Annotated in this window: 17 protein-coding genes; 12 read left to right on the forward strand and 5 right to left on the reverse strand. The window is 43.1% G+C overall.

Features of this window, described 5'->3' with window-relative positions:
• Nucleotides 1–49 precede the first annotated feature (49 nt).
• From C7460_RS02090 to C7460_RS02130, 9 genes are all read left to right on the forward strand, one after another.
• A complete protein-coding gene (locus C7460_RS02090) occupies nucleotides 50–721 on the forward strand; it encodes a carotenoid biosynthesis protein (RefSeq protein WP_115866396.1) in 672 nt (223 codons plus the stop codon).
• Nucleotides 722–798: 77 nt separating this feature from the next.
• Nucleotides 799–1695, forward strand: a complete 897-nt coding sequence (locus C7460_RS02095) for a MerR family transcriptional regulator (RefSeq protein WP_115866397.1) — start codon at nucleotides 799–801, stop codon at nucleotides 1693–1695.
• Between the two features lie 239 nt (nucleotides 1696–1934).
• Nucleotides 1935–2444, forward strand: a complete 510-nt coding sequence (locus tag C7460_RS02100) for an RNA polymerase sigma factor (protein ID WP_115866398.1) — start codon at nucleotides 1935–1937, stop codon at nucleotides 2442–2444.
• Nucleotides 2445–2474: 30 nt separating this feature from the next.
• On the forward strand, nucleotides 2475–3941 hold the full coding sequence (locus C7460_RS02105; protein ID WP_115866399.1) for a phytoene desaturase family protein: 1467 nt from the start codon (nucleotides 2475–2477) through the stop codon (nucleotides 3939–3941).
• A gap of 13 nt (nucleotides 3942–3954) precedes the next feature.
• Nucleotides 3955–4788: a phytoene/squalene synthase family protein gene (locus C7460_RS02110; protein WP_115866400.1), complete on the forward strand. Its 834-nt coding sequence runs from the start codon at nucleotides 3955–3957 to the stop codon at nucleotides 4786–4788.
• Nucleotides 4789–5514, forward strand: coding sequence for a lycopene cyclase domain-containing protein (locus C7460_RS02115; protein ID WP_115866401.1), 726 nt, complete (start codon nucleotides 4789–4791; stop codon nucleotides 5512–5514).
• Nucleotides 5515–5520: 6 nt separating this feature from the next.
• Nucleotides 5521–6363 (forward strand): 4-hydroxy-3-methylbut-2-enyl diphosphate reductase, encoded by an 843-nt coding sequence (locus tag C7460_RS02120; protein WP_115866402.1) that lies wholly within the window; start codon nucleotides 5521–5523, stop codon nucleotides 6361–6363.
• A 6-nt stretch (nucleotides 6364–6369) separates the two neighbouring features.
• On the forward strand, nucleotides 6370–6825 hold the full coding sequence (locus tag C7460_RS02125; protein ID WP_115866403.1) for a sterol desaturase family protein: 456 nt from the start codon (nucleotides 6370–6372) through the stop codon (nucleotides 6823–6825).
• A gap of 182 nt (nucleotides 6826–7007) precedes the next feature.
• Complete coding sequence (locus tag C7460_RS02130) at nucleotides 7008–7559, forward strand: NUMOD4 domain-containing protein (RefSeq protein ID WP_115866404.1); 552 nt, start codon at nucleotides 7008–7010, stop codon at nucleotides 7557–7559.
• Nucleotides 7560–7748: 189 nt separating this feature from the next.
• Here the strand turns inward: C7460_RS02130 and rpmA are convergent, their stop codons facing one another.
• On the reverse strand, nucleotides 7749–8009 hold the full coding sequence (rpmA, locus tag C7460_RS02135) for a 50S ribosomal protein L27 (RefSeq protein WP_115866405.1): 261 nt from the start codon (nucleotides 8007–8009) through the stop codon (nucleotides 7749–7751).
• Nucleotides 8010–8015: 6 nt separating this feature from the next.
• Nucleotides 8016–8327, reverse strand: coding sequence for a 50S ribosomal protein L21 (gene rplU, locus C7460_RS02140; RefSeq protein ID WP_115866406.1), 312 nt, complete (start codon nucleotides 8325–8327; stop codon nucleotides 8016–8018).
• Between the two features lie 477 nt (nucleotides 8328–8804).
• On the opposite strand from rplU, the gene C7460_RS02150 reads away from it, so the two are divergent.
• Both C7460_RS02150 and C7460_RS02155 read left to right on the forward strand, forming a co-directional pair.
• A complete protein-coding gene (locus C7460_RS02150; protein ID WP_115866408.1) occupies nucleotides 8805–9785 on the forward strand; it encodes a ribonucleoside-diphosphate reductase small subunit in 981 nt (326 codons plus the stop codon).
• 63 nt (nucleotides 9786–9848) lie between these two features.
• Complete coding sequence (locus C7460_RS02155; RefSeq protein WP_115866409.1) at nucleotides 9849–12230, forward strand: ribonucleoside-diphosphate reductase subunit alpha; 2382 nt, start codon at nucleotides 9849–9851, stop codon at nucleotides 12228–12230.
• A gap of 141 nt (nucleotides 12231–12371) precedes the next feature.
• Here the strand turns inward: C7460_RS02155 and C7460_RS02160 are convergent, their stop codons facing one another.
• Both C7460_RS02160 and C7460_RS02165 read right to left on the reverse strand, forming a co-directional pair.
• Entirely contained in the window at nucleotides 12372–13280 is a 909-nt protein-coding gene (locus C7460_RS02160) for an ImmA/IrrE family metallo-endopeptidase (RefSeq protein WP_115866410.1), read from the reverse strand.
• Nucleotides 13243–13863 carry a helix-turn-helix domain-containing protein gene (locus tag C7460_RS02165; protein WP_115866411.1) on the reverse strand — a complete coding sequence of 207 codons (621 nt, stop codon included), beginning with the start codon at nucleotides 13861–13863 and terminating at the stop codon, nucleotides 13243–13245. The genes C7460_RS02160 and C7460_RS02165 overlap by 38 nt, the downstream gene beginning before the upstream one ends.
• Nucleotides 13864–13982: 119 nt before the next feature.
• On the opposite strand from C7460_RS02165, the gene C7460_RS02170 reads away from it, so the two are divergent.
• Nucleotides 13983–15215 carry an aldolase/citrate lyase/malate synthase family protein gene (locus tag C7460_RS02170; RefSeq protein ID WP_170147850.1) on the forward strand — a complete coding sequence of 411 codons (1233 nt, stop codon included), beginning with the start codon at nucleotides 13983–13985 and terminating at the stop codon, nucleotides 15213–15215.
• Nucleotides 15216–15295: 80 nt separating this feature from the next.
• On the opposite strand, the gene C7460_RS02175 is transcribed toward C7460_RS02170, so the two are convergent.
• The gene (locus tag C7460_RS02175) at nucleotides 15296–16273 is read right to left on the reverse strand and encodes an aldo/keto reductase (protein ID WP_115866413.1); all 978 of its coding nucleotides are present in this window, start codon (nucleotides 16271–16273) and stop codon (nucleotides 15296–15298) included.
• Nucleotides 16274–16295: the final 22 nt, after the last annotated feature.

Consider the following 16295-nt stretch of genomic DNA (forward strand, 5'->3'; position numbering starts at 1 on the left):
CGCTTATTAAAATTCAAAACCATCGTTATTCCCGTCAGTTTAAAAACGAATGCAGCTTAACTCTAATCACATCAAGATACTCAAAGGAATCTTATGGGTGCTCCACATAGTGGGCGCTGCAGGTACGGTTTATCCTCCCACACGAGAGTTGGTGGTACCACTGACTCCTGCAAATCTAATTCTTTCAGTGCTGCTTCTGGCTTTGGCACACCGAGAGTCTTTCAAGACTTTCATTTATTTTTTCGTTTGGGCTTTTTCGATAGGTATGATCGTGGAAATTGTGGGTGTTCAGACCTCCTTCCCGTTTGGCGAATATTCTTATGGTGCAGTTTTGGGATGGAAAGTGCTTGGCGTTCCCCTTCTTATCGGCATCAATTGGTTCATGTTGGCTTACACACTGGGAGACCTTGCCGGTCGCACCACGTATCCTCCTTTCATAAAAGCCCTTCTGGGTGGTGCTGGCATGGCCCTGCTAGACTTTCTCATTGAGCCTGTGGCTATTCACTTACACTATTGGAACTGGGCATCCACTACAGTCCCTATCCAAAATTACCTTGCCTGGTTCATTATTGGGTTCACCCTCCAAATCCCTTTACAATCAACCAATTATGGACGAAGCATTTCCATCTCCGCGAAGAACTGCTGGAACCCGTTAAGCTCTACTTTGGTATTTGCTCAAATCTTATACTTTAGTGTCGTTTTTATTTTCACCAATCTTTAAACACTTTTTGAAATTTCAGGGTTACAAAGATAAATCCCGTTGTTTCATGGGAGGGAATATGAGTCAAGAGTAAAGGGATGAGCACATTTTCTATAAGAGACCTGGAGCACCTGTCCGGGATCAAGGCACACACTATAAGGATCTGGGAGCAACGCTACGAACTAATCAAGCCAAAGCGCACAGAAACGAACATTCGATACTACGACGATCGTGATCTAAAGCTAATTTTGAATGTTGCGCTACTGAAAGAAAACGGCGTGAAGATCTCCAAAATAGCTGAGATGACCGAAGGCGAAATGCAGCGTGAAGTCCTAAAACTCACCGAGCGAAACCTTCATCATCCTGAGCAAATCCACGCACTCACCATCTCCATGGTAGATCTGGACGAAGAACGTTTCGAAAAAATCATCTCCACCAATATCCTAAAATTAGGATTTGAAAAAACGATGATGAACGTCATCTATCCATTCCTCTCCAAGATTGGAATCCTTTGGCAAACAGGCGCCATCAATCCTGCACAGGAGCACTTCATTTCTAACCTGGTGAGACAAAAACTCATAGTAGCCATAGATGGCCAATACTCCGTAGCGTCAGATAAAGCCAAAAAATATGTGCTCTTCTTACCAGAAGGAGAGTTGCACGAACTCAGCCTGCTTTTTGCAGATTATATCATCAAGTCTCGAAAAAATAAGACCATCTTCCTGGGACAATCCCTACCTTTCATTGATTTGGAGGCAGTTTATGATGTACATCAGCCAGACTACCTACTGGCAGTACTCACCACGGTACCAGGCCCCAGAGAGGTTCAAGCGTACGTAGACCGCTTGTCAAAGCATTTTCCAGATTCAACCATATTATTGACCGGCTATCAGGTAATCGGTCAAGACCTGGAAACCCCGGAAAATGTTGAAATCTTCACAAGATTGGAGCAATTGATCACTTTTGTTGAAGAAAATTCATTTACACTAGCTTAGATTAACAAATTTTAAATTTTGAGAAACTTTAGTTAAACAAAACAAACACCCTACATACTCACTCTTTCTCAATAAAAGCTCTCAAAAATCCCTTTGAGAGCTTTTTTTATATGGTTTTGCGTAACCCCAGCAGTTCGGCTCCGTATTATTGTTTACGATTTAAATAAAATAATTAAACAAAATTTTGGAGCTTTGTTTAACTATATGTACTTTTGAATTAAACAAAAAGAACCACAACCATGACAGCACTAGAATTTAGTTATAAGGTAGACCAGTTAACAAGTTCACTAAAGCCGTTTGCGCTCAAGCTTACCAAAGACATGGAAGACGCAAACGATTTGCTTCAGGAAACGGTACTCAAAGCTTTTACAAACAGAGACAAATTTGCAGAAGGCACCAATCTCAAGGCCTGGATGTATACCATTATGAAGAACACCTTCATCACCAACTATCAGCGTATGGTGAGAAGAAACACCTTCATAGACACCACAGAAAACCTGCATTACATCAACTCGTCAGATAGCATCATTCAAAACAAGGCACATACTAATTTTGCCATGAAGGATATCAACAATGCAATTGACAACCTTCAGGATTCTTACAAAGTACCTTTTATGATGCACTTCAGGGGATTCAAATACCATGAGATTGCAGACAAACTCAACATTCCAATCGGAACTGTGAAAAATAGAATTCACATTGCTCGGAAGGAACTTAAGTCCAAATTAAAAGTGTACGGTAAGAAATAATCGAAATTATCAACTTCCGACACACACCAAATGAGTAAAAACATATGCGTGATAGGCTCAGGATTCGCAGGACTTTCTGCAGCCTGTCATCTGGCAAAAGCTGGAAATAAGGTTTTTGTCATAGAAAAAAACAACACACCCGGAGGAAGAGCCAGGCAACTTGAATTGTCTGGCTTTACTTTTGACATGGGGCCCTCCTGGTATTGGATGCCCGATGTATTCGAGCGATTTTTTACCCAATTCGATAAAAAACCATCAGACTATTACGAACTCCTTCGACTGGATCCATCCTACCGGGTAAAATTCAAGGATGAAATCATAGATCTACCAGCCTCCATGCCTGAGCTCGAAGCGCTTTTTGAGTCCATAGAAACAGGCAGCGCACAGCAATTACGTCGCTTTTTAAAACAAGCAGAATATAAATACCAGGTAGGCATCAACGACCTGGTCTATAAGCCAAGCCGATCACTTGGAGAATTTATGGACTTGCGACTACTCAAAGGGCTGGTAAAAATGGACGTACTCACCTCCATGAGTTCACATATCCGAAAGTTTTTCAAATCAGAGAAGCTTATCGAACTCATGGAATTTCCTGTACTCTTTTTGGGCAGCACCCCACAAAACACTCCAGCTCTTTACAGCCTCATGAACTACGCAGATATGTCACTTGGTACCTGGTACCCAATGGGCGGCATGCACAAGGTAGTAGAAGCAATGGTAGCACTTGCTCAAGAACTAGGCGTAACCTTTCATTTTGGAGAATCAGTAACGGAATTTGCCTACAAACAAAACAGCATTTCTGAAGTAATCACCGACAAGACTTCAAGGAAAGCAGACGTGGTAGTTGCTGGTGCTGACTACCATCACGTAGATCAAAAACTGCTTCCAGAGCAGTTTCGCATGTACAGCCCTCAATATTGGGACAAACGTACTATGGCACCTTCTTCACTGCTTTTTTACATAGGTGTAAACAAGCGCCTACCCAACATGAAGCATCACGTATTGTTCTTTGACGAAGATTTTAAACAGCATGCCCATGAAATCTACACAAACCCTCAGTGGCCTACCAAACCATTGCTTTACACCTCTGCCACATCACTAACTGACCCCTCTGTAGCGCCGGCAGGTTGTGAAAACCTGGTGGTACTCATCCCGGTAGCGCCAGACCTTCAAGACACACCCGAAACGCGCGAACGATATTTTAACATGATCATGGATCGCCTTGAAGCATACACCGGTACATCGATCCGAGAGCACATCGTATGTAAGCGCAGTTACGCCCACAATGACTTTATCGGAGATTATCACAGCTACAAGGGCAATGCCTACGGATTAGCTAATACCCTCCAACAAACAGCGATTTTGAAGCCCTCTATCAAAAACAAAAAGCTAAAAAACCTGTATTTTACAGGACAGCTCACTGTGCCAGGCCCCGGAGTACCTCCTTCTATCATTTCTGGCGAAGTAGTAGCTACAGAAATTGCAAAAGACTTTTAACCACCTCACCTGCATGGATCTTTTTAGCACCACAACCCTAAAGTGCAGCAAGCTGATCACCCAGCATTACAGCACCTCATTTACACTGGGCATCAAAACGCTGCACAGAAAATTCCATCTACCCATCTACGCCATATATGGCTTTGTGCGCTATGCTGACGAGATAGTAGACACCTTCCACGAGCACGACAAAGTCATGCTTCTGGAAAGATTCAGAAAGGACACCTATTTAGCTATTAGTGAAAAAATCAGCCTAAACCCAGTGCTGCATTCCTTTCAGCTCGTAGTAAACCAATATCAAATAGAGCACGAACTTATCGATGCGTTCCTGCACAGCATGGAAATGGACCTAAAACACCATGACTACTGCGACAAACTATATCAAGAGTACATATACGGATCGGCCGAAGTAGTAGGACTTATGTGCCTTAGAGTATTTTGTGAGGGAGACAATGAGCAATATGAGGATTTGAAAGCACCTGCCAAAAGCCTGGGATCAGCTTTTCAAAAAGTCAATTTTCTACGAGATATCAAAAGCGACTATAAAGACAGAGGCAGAGTGTATTTTCCTGGAGTCGATTTTCGCACCTTTAGTCAGACAGAAAAAACAGCGATAGAAGCAGACATCAAAGCAGACTTTGACCATGCACTGGAAGGCATTAAAAAACTCCCATCCGGAGCCCGAGCAGGCGTATACCTGGCATACATTTATTACCTCCAGCTATTTAAAAAAATCAAAAACCTGCCCGCCACCAAAATCATGAATGAGCGAGTAAGAGTTCCTGACACCATGAAAGCGCTACTACTGAGTAAAACCCTACTACTCAACAAATTAAAATCCTTTTAGATGAAAGCCCTCTACCTGATCATCAACTTATTAACGATAAGCTTTCCATTGATTCGATCATTCGAACCAAGAATCAGGTACGCCAAGCAGTGGCCTGCGCTTTTTCCTGCCATCGCCATTACCGCACTCTTTTTCATATCCTGGGACATCCTTTTCACCCGACACCAGGTATGGGGGTTTAACGACACCTACCTTCTGGGCCCACACTTGCTCAGCTTACCATTGGAGGAATGGCTATTTTTCTTTACTGTACCGTTTGCCAGTGTTTTTATCTATGAATGCGTCAGATACTTTTTTCCAAACCTCCAAAACTCCAGGATCACCAGACCAACAACCATCGCACTAGCACTCCTTATTCTAGCCATAGGAGCATTAAACTACGAGCGAGCATATACCTTTTGGAATTTCGTCTTTTGCGGCAGCTTTTTACTCAGCACAGGAATCAAATCACCCAACTGGCTCGCTCATTTTTGGACAGCCTACGCCATACACCTTATACCATTTTTGATCGTAAATGGAGTACTCACCGGAACATTTATAGACGAGTCCATTGTTTGGTACGATAATGAAGAAAACCTATCCATTCGAATAGCATCAATTCCAGTAGAAGACACAGCATATGCCCTTCTATTACTTCTGATGAATGTTACGTTTTTGGAAAAATTCAGGGCACACAAATCCAACCATGGCCCGAAACACGAACATATTGAGTTAAACAAAAGTTAAACGGCCATGCTAAACCTCAATGTAGAAATAGATCAAAACTCGGGATTTTGCTTTGGAGTAGTATACGCTATCGAAATGGCCGAAGACATACTCCAGCATGACAAACTGTACTGCCTGGGAGATATCGTACACAATGATGAGGAAGTAAAACGACTGGAAGCGAAAGGACTGACCATCATAGACCATGATGAACTGCGCAACCTGCGAGATGTAAATGTACTGATCCGAGCACATGGCGAACCCCCCTCCACCTATCAGATAGCAATAGAAAACAACCTCACCCTAATAGATGCCTCCTGCCCGGTAGTATTAAAACTACAAAACAGAATCAAAAACTCTTTTGACAAGGACGAACACATATTTATATATGGCAAACACGGACATGCCGAAGTAAAAGGCCTTCAGGGTCAAACCAATGGAGAAGCAGTGGTTTTTCAAGACCTATCAGAACTTGACATCCACCAACTCCCCAGGGAATTAACACTATATAGCCAGACCACCAAAAGCACTGACCAGTTTTACAAAATCAAAGAGGAGCTCACAGCAGCAGGCATCCAGGTAAATGCCAACGACACGATCTGCCGCCAGGTATCCAACAGAGACAGAGATTTACGTAATTTTGCCAAACAATTCGATATCATAGTTTTTGTATCAGGCACCAAATCCTCCAATGGCAAAGTTTTATACACGATTTGCAAGGAAAACAACCCCAACACTTACTTTGTCTCCAACAAAGATGAGCTAGACCCTACCTGGTTTAACTCCAACGATCGTGTTGGCATCTGTGGAGCCACCTCCACACCTATGTGGCTAATGGAAGAAATTAAGAACGAACTACATACCTACTAAAAGCTTATGCAACACCTGATCCACGCACTGATCATGATTGCCACTTTTTTACTCATGGAGGGCGTAGCATGGGCCACCCACAAATACATCATGCATGGCCCCCTTTGGAGCTGGCATCGCTCTCACCATCGCAAGCACCCACACCCCCTGGAGCGCAATGACCTGTTCGCATTGGTTTTTAGCATCCCATCTATAGCATTGATCATAATAGGCTATGAAAGCCCCTCACTTTACCTTTTGCGCTATATTGGCTTTGGCATATTAGGTTATGGCATCTTTTACTTTGTCTTCCACGACATCATCGTACACAGGAGAATCAAAATTCCTTTCCAGACAAAGAATAAATACCTCAAGCGCATCATGAAGGCTCACTACATTCATCACGAAACGCATACCAAAGAAGGAGCCAGAGCCTTTGGCTTTCTCTACGCCCCAAAGAAATACGAAGAAAACAACTCTTAATACCCACAGATCCCCGTTCATCTATATTTATCCCCTTCCAATCGTCAACTTTTCGCATTTTGAAAAAATTCAGCAAATACCGCTTTGATGTTTCAAGAAATCAATTACATTTGGTAAATCATTAAGCGAATATTACCTCACTAAGAACCAGCTTGTTAATGTAAAACCATAAACAAGCGACAATGGCAAATCAAACTGAAGAAAGATGGGAACCTATCGCAGGTTTCAGCAACTACGAAATCTCTAGCAGAGGTAGAATTAGAAGCAAAACGCGCACAACCTGGCACAAGGGAAGTAAAACCAACATGAAAATCAAGGGTAAGCTCATGAAGCAGCGTTGGAACAAAACCTGCAAGTGCTACTTCCTGGATCTAATAGACGATGACAAGCGCAGACGTACAGTATACCCTCACAAAGAGGTAGCCAAAGTATACGTAGAGAACAAAGACCCTGAAACACTCACAATGATCATCCACGAGGACAACAACCCTCGAAACAACAAAGCCGAAAACCTCAAATGGGTTTCTGCTTCAGATCATATGAAGTGGCAATTTGAAGTTGGCAACAAGGACAACTTCAAAGTATGGAAAACCAGAAAGAAACGTTATAAAAACGGATTTAAGCCCGGTACTGTTCTTCCAGGAAGACCAAGAAAAAACAAAACTGAGGAGCAGCCAGCAGAAGCATCGTTTCTTTCTCAGTCCAACCTTAAGCACAAAGCCCATGTGAATTAAATGTCATATGGGCTTTTTTCATTCCTTTAAAACAACTACCAACTCCTCTTAAAAATCAATAGATACTACCCAAACCCACTCCAATCCATCAATTAGCACCAACACATTCAACAACACAAAAAGCCCATTTCGACAAAGAGTCAAAATGGGCTTTCAATATGAATAAGGGAATTTCCCTAAATCTCTTACTTACTCAGCGGTAGGATCTACATGTACATACGATCGATCCTGTCTTCCTTTGCGGAATCGTACCGTACCATCTATCAGTGCAAAAAGAGTATGGTCTTTACCCATTCCTACATTTTGTCCTGGATGATGCTTAGTACCACGCTGACGCACGATGATGTTTCCTGCGATAGCGTTTTGACCACCATAGATCTTCACTCCAAGTCGTTTACTTTCCGACTCTCTACCGTTTTTCGAACTACCTACACCTTTCTTATGTGCCATGCTTTCTTATCCTTTAATATCTTCAATTAATACTTTAGAGAAATCCTGACGGTGACCATTTTTCTTCTTGTATCCTTTTCTTCTCTTCTTCTTGAATACAATCACCTTATCACCTTTTACATGCTCCAATATCTTTCCGGATACCTTCGCACCTTTAACTGTAGGAGCTCCTACCTTCACTTTGCCGTCGTTATCAACGAGCAACACCTGATCAAAATCTACCTTTGATCCTGCTTCCCCATCTAGTAATGGTGCGTATACAAAATTGTCTTTCTCAACTTTGTACTGTTTTCCGGCTATGTCTACTATTGCGTACATGTTTATTCTTAGCTTTTTTCAAAAAAGGATTGCAAAGATACCGCCTCTACTCTAAATATCAAACTATCCCTTAGCATAAATCACTCTTAAAAAAAAATTCACTTTTTTTTTCACTTCTCAAATCGCTGAATGAGGCTGTTTTTTGCTCAAGTTTTGATTAGAAAAAGCAAAGATAACCAGCTTTACCACAGCACCTTATAAAAGTATTTAAACTTTTTTTTGACTCCAATTTCAAGCAGGTTTTGAGCTTGATTTTTCCACTGATCTTTTACACATTTGTAAACGCAGCAGAGGAAATACAAGTCACTTTTCGCTTCCTGTTGTATCCCAAAATCAGTTAAAACAAGCAAAAACCGCAATTTTGTTAATTGTGGGACTAATGCTATTGTCCAATGTGGATAACCAATACTGATTGTGGATAACATTGTTAATAATCTATTTGTCTAGTGGATAAAGATTAAATAACTTAAAGAAATTATGAGCCACGTAGAAGAACCTTTACTCAAAGAGAACGCCGATCGCTTTGTGCTATTCCCTATTCAGCATGATGATATTTGGCAATTCTACAAGAAAGCAGAAGCAAGTTTTTGGACAGCAGAAGAAATTGACCTCAGTCAGGACCTTAAAGACTGGGCAGCGCTCAACGACGGTGAGAGACACTTTATCAAGCACGTGTTGGCATTCTTTGCAGCGAGTGATGGGATCGTAAACGAGAACCTGGCCGAAAACATGGTTTCGGAGGTACAGTATACAGAGGCTAAATTCTTCTATGGGTTTCAAATAGCGATCGAAAACATCCACTCAGAGACTTATTCACTCCTTATAGATACCTACGTAAAAGAACCGAAGGAAAAAGACCGACTTTTCAACGCCATCGAGACGATGGACTGTGTGAAAAAGAAAGCAGACTGGGCGCTTCGTTGGATCGATGAAGGAAACTTTCAAGAACGCTTGATTGCATTTGCTGCTGTAGAAGGGATCTTCTTCTCAGGTAGCTTCTGCTCTATCTTCTGGTTGAAAAAACGTGGCCTTATGCCTGGCCTTACATTCTCTAATGAATTGATCTCCAGAGATGAGGGGCTGCACTGCGATTTTGCATGTTTGCTATACAACAACCACATCCAAAACAAACTACCCAAAGAAACCGTAACCGAAATCATCAAAGATGCGGTAAACATCGAAAAGGAGTTTGTAACTGACGCACTTCCAGTAAAACTTATCGGCATGAACGCTGATCTGATGTGCCAATACATAGAATTTGTAGCTGACAGACTCCTTGGTGAACTAGGGTGCAGTAAAGTTTACAATTCCACGAATCCATTTGACTTCATGGACATGATCTCTTTGCAAGGGAAGACCAACTTCTTTGAAAAACGCGTAGGAGAATACCAAAAAGCTGGAGTAATGGATAGCGGAAATGATGACAAACCGAAATTCAGTCTTGATGAAGACTTCTAAAAATACCGACTAAATAAGAAACAAACCCATTTATTCCATCCATAATAATCGCCTTGTTATAAAATGTTAGTAATTAAAAGAGACGGACGAAGAGAATCCGTAAAATTTGACAAAATAACAGCCAGAATAGAGAAGCTCTGTGACGGCCTGAATGCTGACTTTGTAAAGCCCGTAGAAATCGCTAAAAAGGTTATCGACGGACTTTACGATGGAGTGACTACCGTAGAGCTGGACAATCTGGCCGCGGAAATCGCTGCTACAATGACCACCCGTCATCCGGATTTTGCTAAACTGGCAGCACGCATTTCAATCTCGAACCTACACAAGGTCACAGAAGAGTCGTTTGCCAATACGATGAAGCGACTCTACACGTACATCAATCCTAAAACCGACGAAAACGCAGCATTGCTTTCTACGGAGGTATACGGTATCATCCGTGCAAACGCCAAGCGTCTGGACGAAGCTATTGATTACACAAGAGACTACAATTACGACTTTTTTGGCTACAAAACCCTGGAGCGCTCCTACCTGATGAAATTGGATGGAAAGATCGTGGAGCGCCCACAGCACATGCTCATGCGAGTTTCAGTTGGTATCCACATGGATGATATCGACGCGGCGATTGAAACTTACAACCTCATGTCTGAAAAGTGGTTTACACACGCTACCCCTACGCTATTCAATGCGGGTACTCCTAAACCACAGCTTTCTTCATGCTTCCTTCTCAGCATGCAGGATGACAGTATTGACGGCATCTACGATACATTGAAACAATGTGCTAAGATCTCTCAGTCTGCTGGAGGAATTGGCCTGAGCATTCACAATGTAAGAGCCACTGGAGCATACATCAAAGGAACAAATGGCACTTCAAATGGTATAGTGCCAATGCTACGTAACTTTGACATGACTGCAAGGTACGTGGACCAGGGTGGAGGAAAACGCAAAGGAAGCTTTGCCATCTACCTGGAGCCATGGCATGCAGACATCTTCGACTTCCTACAGCTGAAGAAAAATCACGGAAAAGAAGAGCTCAGAGCAAGAGATTTGTTCTACGCACTTTGGATCCCAGACCTCTTCATGAAGCGTGTAGAGCAAAATGGTGAGTGGTCACTATTTAGCCCAGATGAAGCTTCAGGACTCTATGAGGCCTATGGTGATGAGTTTGAAAAACTCTACGACAAATACGAAAAAGAAGGCAAAGCACGCAAGACTGTAAAAGCACAGGAGCTTTGGTTTGAAATCCTGGAATCTCAAATAGAAACAGGAACTCCTTATATGCTGTACAAAGACGCAGCCAACAAGAAGTCTAACCAAAAGAACCTGGGAACCATCCGCTCTTCAAACTTATGTACAGAGATCATGGAGTACACCTCCAAGGATGAAGTAGCTGTATGTAACCTGGCTTCTATTGCGCTGCCTAAATTTGTAAACGAAGACGGCACTTTCAACCACCAGAAACTGTACGAAATCACCAAGGTAGCTACACGCAACCTCAACAAGGTGATTGACATCAATTACTATCCGGTAAAAGAAGCTGAATACTCTAACTTCCGTCACCGACCAATCGGTATCGGTGTACAGGGACTTGCAGACGTGTTTATGCTCATGAAGATGCCTTTTGACTCTGCAGAGTCTCGTCAGCTCAACAAAGAAATCTTTGAAACCATCTATTTCGGAGCTATGGAGACCTCTATGGAGCTAGCTCAGGTAGATGGCCCTTACGAGACATTTAAGGGTTCTCCGGTATCCAAAGGCATCTTCCAGTTTGATATGTGGGGAGTGACTCCTGATAGCGGAAGATGGGACTGGTACGATCTGAAACAAAAGGTTCGAAAGCATGGTGTACGCAACTCACTGCTACTGGCACCTATGCCTACCGCATCTACCTCGCAAATCCTTGGAAACAATGAGTGCTTTGAGCCTTACACTTCCAATATCTATACAAGAAGAACACTTTCTGGTGAGTTTATCGTGGTGAACAAACACCTCATGACAGACCTGATTGCACTTGGATTGTGGAATGATCGCATGAAAAACCGCATCATGACTGCCAATGGCTCCATTCAGGACATCCCTGAAATCCCTGAAGACATCAAAGAACGCTACAAAACTGTCTGGGAAATCTCTCAGAAAGCAATCATAGATATGTCTGCAGACCGTGGTGCATTTATCTGTCAGAGTCAAAGTCTAAACATACACCTGACAGATGCCAACTTCGGAAAGATGACTTCTATGCACTTCTACGCGTGGAAGAAAGGATTGAAGACAGGCATGTATTACCTGCGTACCAAAGCAGCTACTGATGCCATTAAGTTTACGCTGGAAAAAGAGCAAGCAGCACAACCGGAAGCTAAACCTGCAACTGAAGCAGAAACAGCTGAAAATCAAGCGGCCATTCAGTGCTCGCTAGATGATCCGGAAGGATGCGAAATGTGTGGAAGCTAAGCACCTTAAAAATCTGCTATTTTGATAATCAAGAAGAACCTTACTGAAAAGTGAGGTTCTTTTTTTTGCTAGCATATCAAAGCAGCAATAGGCTCTTCATATGCCAAATGACTGATATTAAATAAGTGTCACAGAAAAGTCCTAAGCGACTCCTCTCTGTGTCCCCAATAAATCAACTATATCGTTTTTAATTGCCTCTTCGTGCTGCGACTGCTTGTGGATGACCGCATCATACGCACGCTCTTTACAGTCAGAAATTGGACACCGCTCACAGGTAGTGTTTACAAGCTTAGCAGGAATATCCGGGTCATCCAAAAACTTTAGGTGGTCACCCAAACGATCATCAATCAAAAAGCCTACAGTAACACTAATGGCCTCCTCTCTATTGGAAACATTGGGGAAGGCAATGGACAGGCATAAATACTCACTTTCAGACTCAAAATAACGTGAACGCTGGATTCCTGCAATGAACTGTTTGTCAGGATTGGCCTTTACTTGCTGATAGAGCTCCTGCAGAATCTCAAGTGAGATCCACCGTCTACAGTAATGTTCATTCAGTTCATTGGCATGGTGCGGGTCATTTCGCTCAGAAAGATGCAGCTCCTTGGTTAGCGTAAACTTATCTGCACTATGCGCGACAAAACGCAGGAAAAATAAATTTTCCACACCAAACACCGTGGGCAGGATATTGGTCAACCGCTGCATTAGCATTTCTGGAGTTACATGGTACTTTGTCATGAGACCTAAAAACAACTCCGGGTCCCATTTTTTGTGCTTACCAAATGCTTTGAAGTCGGCCGAAAGGTTCTTTTTGGGCATCATCAATGCCGCACTAAAATAGGACGCCTTGAGGTTGTTAAGGTTTTCTTCAAAATCCATAACGCGCTGTGGTGGTGTACCGAGCGATCGATTTTTCATTCGCATCCACTGAAAGGCAATTTCTCTACCAAGGAGAAAATTAATCTGCCCACTATTCAGCCCGTTATTGAGGTGTAGAAGACGCTCTTCCGGATTATAGAGAGAGCGTAGGTTTTTTCCTTGCAATGGCATCAAACTCTATGCGCACACCTATTTTCATCAAAATGCTGGAGAGCAACTTTTCGTTAAAAGGTATTTCACCAAGCTCTGGAAACTCCAGTCGCAAACCATCCACTTCATCTTCCAGCTCATCAAAATAGTTTTGGTTGAGCTCCTGATAGCTGCGTAGTGCGGCCTGATAAAAATTTTCTTGTTTCAACTCATAATTGCGCGCTACCTGCAGCATCGTTTTCAGGAATGAATTGATCTTTTCTGGGTCATATGAAATGATCTCTACCAGCTTTTGCGGGTTGAGACCAAATTGCTCCATAGGGAAAGCCTTAAAAAAATCTGAACGAATCAGTGTCACTACCGGCTTCAGCTTGGTAGGCACTTGCAATGATACAAGCTCATCATAAGACACATCTAGTGCCTCTGCCAGCACCATGATTTTATCCCCCTTTGGATACTTTTTGCCGTTTTCGATCTCACTAAGATAAGAAAGCGACAAGCCTGACCGCTCCTTGAGCTCCTGGTACGATAGGCCTTTTTGCTGTCTTATTTCCTTGAGCTTCAGCCCGAATATGAATTTGAGTTCGAAAATTTCCTTTGACATACGAGTCCAAAAATACGTGAATTTTGTGAAAAAATAGTAATAGCGAATTTTCGCTATTTAATTTCTTTCGCTATATTCGTATTTTCATTGGTAAGAATATTTCACAAATGATTGACAAAATGCTAAGCACCCTAGAAACCCCGATTGGACTGGAGCTAAACGAAGCTGTAGACACTAGCCACAGTCAACTCCTCAACGCGCAGGCACTGGATTTCCTACTTGCCTTGCACGAACGATTTAACGAGCCCAGAAAAGAACTACTGAAGTATCGCCAGCTCACCGAAAAACTGGTGGATACTACTTCTCAGCGCCCTATCATCTGCCAACCAGAGCAAGAAACCCCTCATCAGGGACTTCCTCTACCTCAGCTCACTCAGGCAGTACCAGCAGAGGCACTTACCAAAGAGGCACAAAACGGACACCAGCTTGTTAATTTCAATGACTGTGCCTCTTCTGTAGAAGTGATCGAAGCACAAGAGCACCTTACCAACGCTATTGAAAACCGGGACGCTCAGGAAGAATACCAGGTGATTTTTGCTCCACGAGCACTGGACTTTGAAGACCGGCTGTTTATGATTCACGATCGCCCGGGCAGTGCGTCATTAATTGATTTTGGGTTGTTCTTCTTTCACAATGCCCACGAATTACTAAGACAAAGCTTTTCGCCTACGATATACCTTACAGAAGTCAACTCTGTAAAAGAAGCTCACTGGTGGAATGAAGTTTTCGCTTTTGCGCAAAGCTACCTGGGGCTGTCTAATGGGACCTTACGAGTCATTGTAGAAACAAGCTCCCTGTGGAGTGCCATCGAACTTCCTAAAATAGCTGAAAAGCTCAGCAATCACCTGGGAGCCATAGCCTCTACACCCATGGATTATCTAGCCAATTTCCTATGTAAGTTTGAAGAAGAGGAGCACCTTCCGAATCGTGACCAACTTACGCTGAACTGCCCAATGTTTACAGCCCTTAACGACCTGGTAGTACAGGTAGCACACAGACATGGAGTACCTGCACTTTACAATTCAAGAGGAGAGTTTACACGTGAAATCGACCTACGCCTGGAATGTGGGTTTGACGGGGAAATAGTAGCCTCTGCTACTGAGGCAGAAGCAGTGCTAGCGAGCTACCCTAAGGAGTGTGTATTCAACAAACGTTACGACGTAACAGTCACTACAGACCAACTAGCCAAAACACCGCTAGGAACCATCACAATGGATGGTGTAAAGGCATGCTATGAACAAGCCAAAGATGGTGACGAACTGGCACGCACCATGCTTACCAGCTGGGTGAACTGCGGATGTAAAACCGTAAGTGGCCTGACTATCACAGATGAATTAATCAAGGATCTATAAGATCCAAAATGTGAAATAATTACCAATTGTTCGCTAATCTGTTAGCAAGTAAAGTCCCGGCCAAGGCCGGGATTTTGTGTTTAGATCCATTGCATCTGGCTGCGCTCTCCCCAGTAATCTTCAGACTTCATAGCCAAACTATCCAACAGCGCTACTTCATCCGCACTAAGCTCTACCTGGAGGGCATCCAGGTTGCTCACCAAATGATCCGCACGTGCAGCACCACTGAGGACCACCGTAGCAAAAGACTGATGCAATATATAAGCCAGGGCTACAGCATCTACCCCTACACCATGCCGAGTGGCAATGCTTTTTAAGGGCTCCATATAGGCAGCCTGTTCGTTCCGAAGTGAGAGCCTTCCATTGGCCATTCCTTCTTTAATTATCACCCCCAACCCATTGTCATGGGCCTGCTGCAATGCATCACGAGCAGACTGCTCCAAACAATTAAAAGTTCCCTGAACAGAACCAAACAAAGGCTTACCCCCAATTTGGATACTCATCGCTTTTTCCAGCACCTCAGATTGACGCGTGGCAGTGATGGACAAGCCAATGATATAACCTTCGGCCCGCAACTCTTCCAATCTGTCCAACACCGAAAAGTTTTCCAACACACCACTCTCGAAAGTGGCCGAGTGGATATGGTAAATCTTCAAATCTTCTCCCAGTGTTAGTTTGCTATCTGCCCACTGACTATTGAGGCGGTCCAGAGTATGTTCTTTGATCTCATGAACGTCCGTTTTCACCTGCCAACCGGCGGTATAGTAGTATCCCCACTTAGAGCCCACCACTACATCATTGTGCCCTTTAGACTCAAGCCAGGAAGCCAGAAAGGCCTCCCCCTTCCCATAAGATTGTGCCACATCTATGTAACGAATTCCTGACTTGTATGCCACATCCAGCACAGCATGGCTGTGCTGCCGCATGGCTTCCACATCATAGTTATTATTCAGGTCGTTATTGTGTCCAAGGTTGATGTATCCGGGTCTTCCCAAAGCAGCCATTCCCAGGCCTATTTGTGAAACTTTGATTCCAGAAGTTCCAAAATCTAATACCATGAAACTTTGTTTTTGATTTTTA

The sequence above is a fragment of the Marinoscillum furvescens DSM 4134 genome, from assembly GCF_003386095.1.
GTDB lineage: Bacteria > Bacteroidota > Bacteroidia > Cytophagales > Cyclobacteriaceae > Marinoscillum > Marinoscillum furvescens.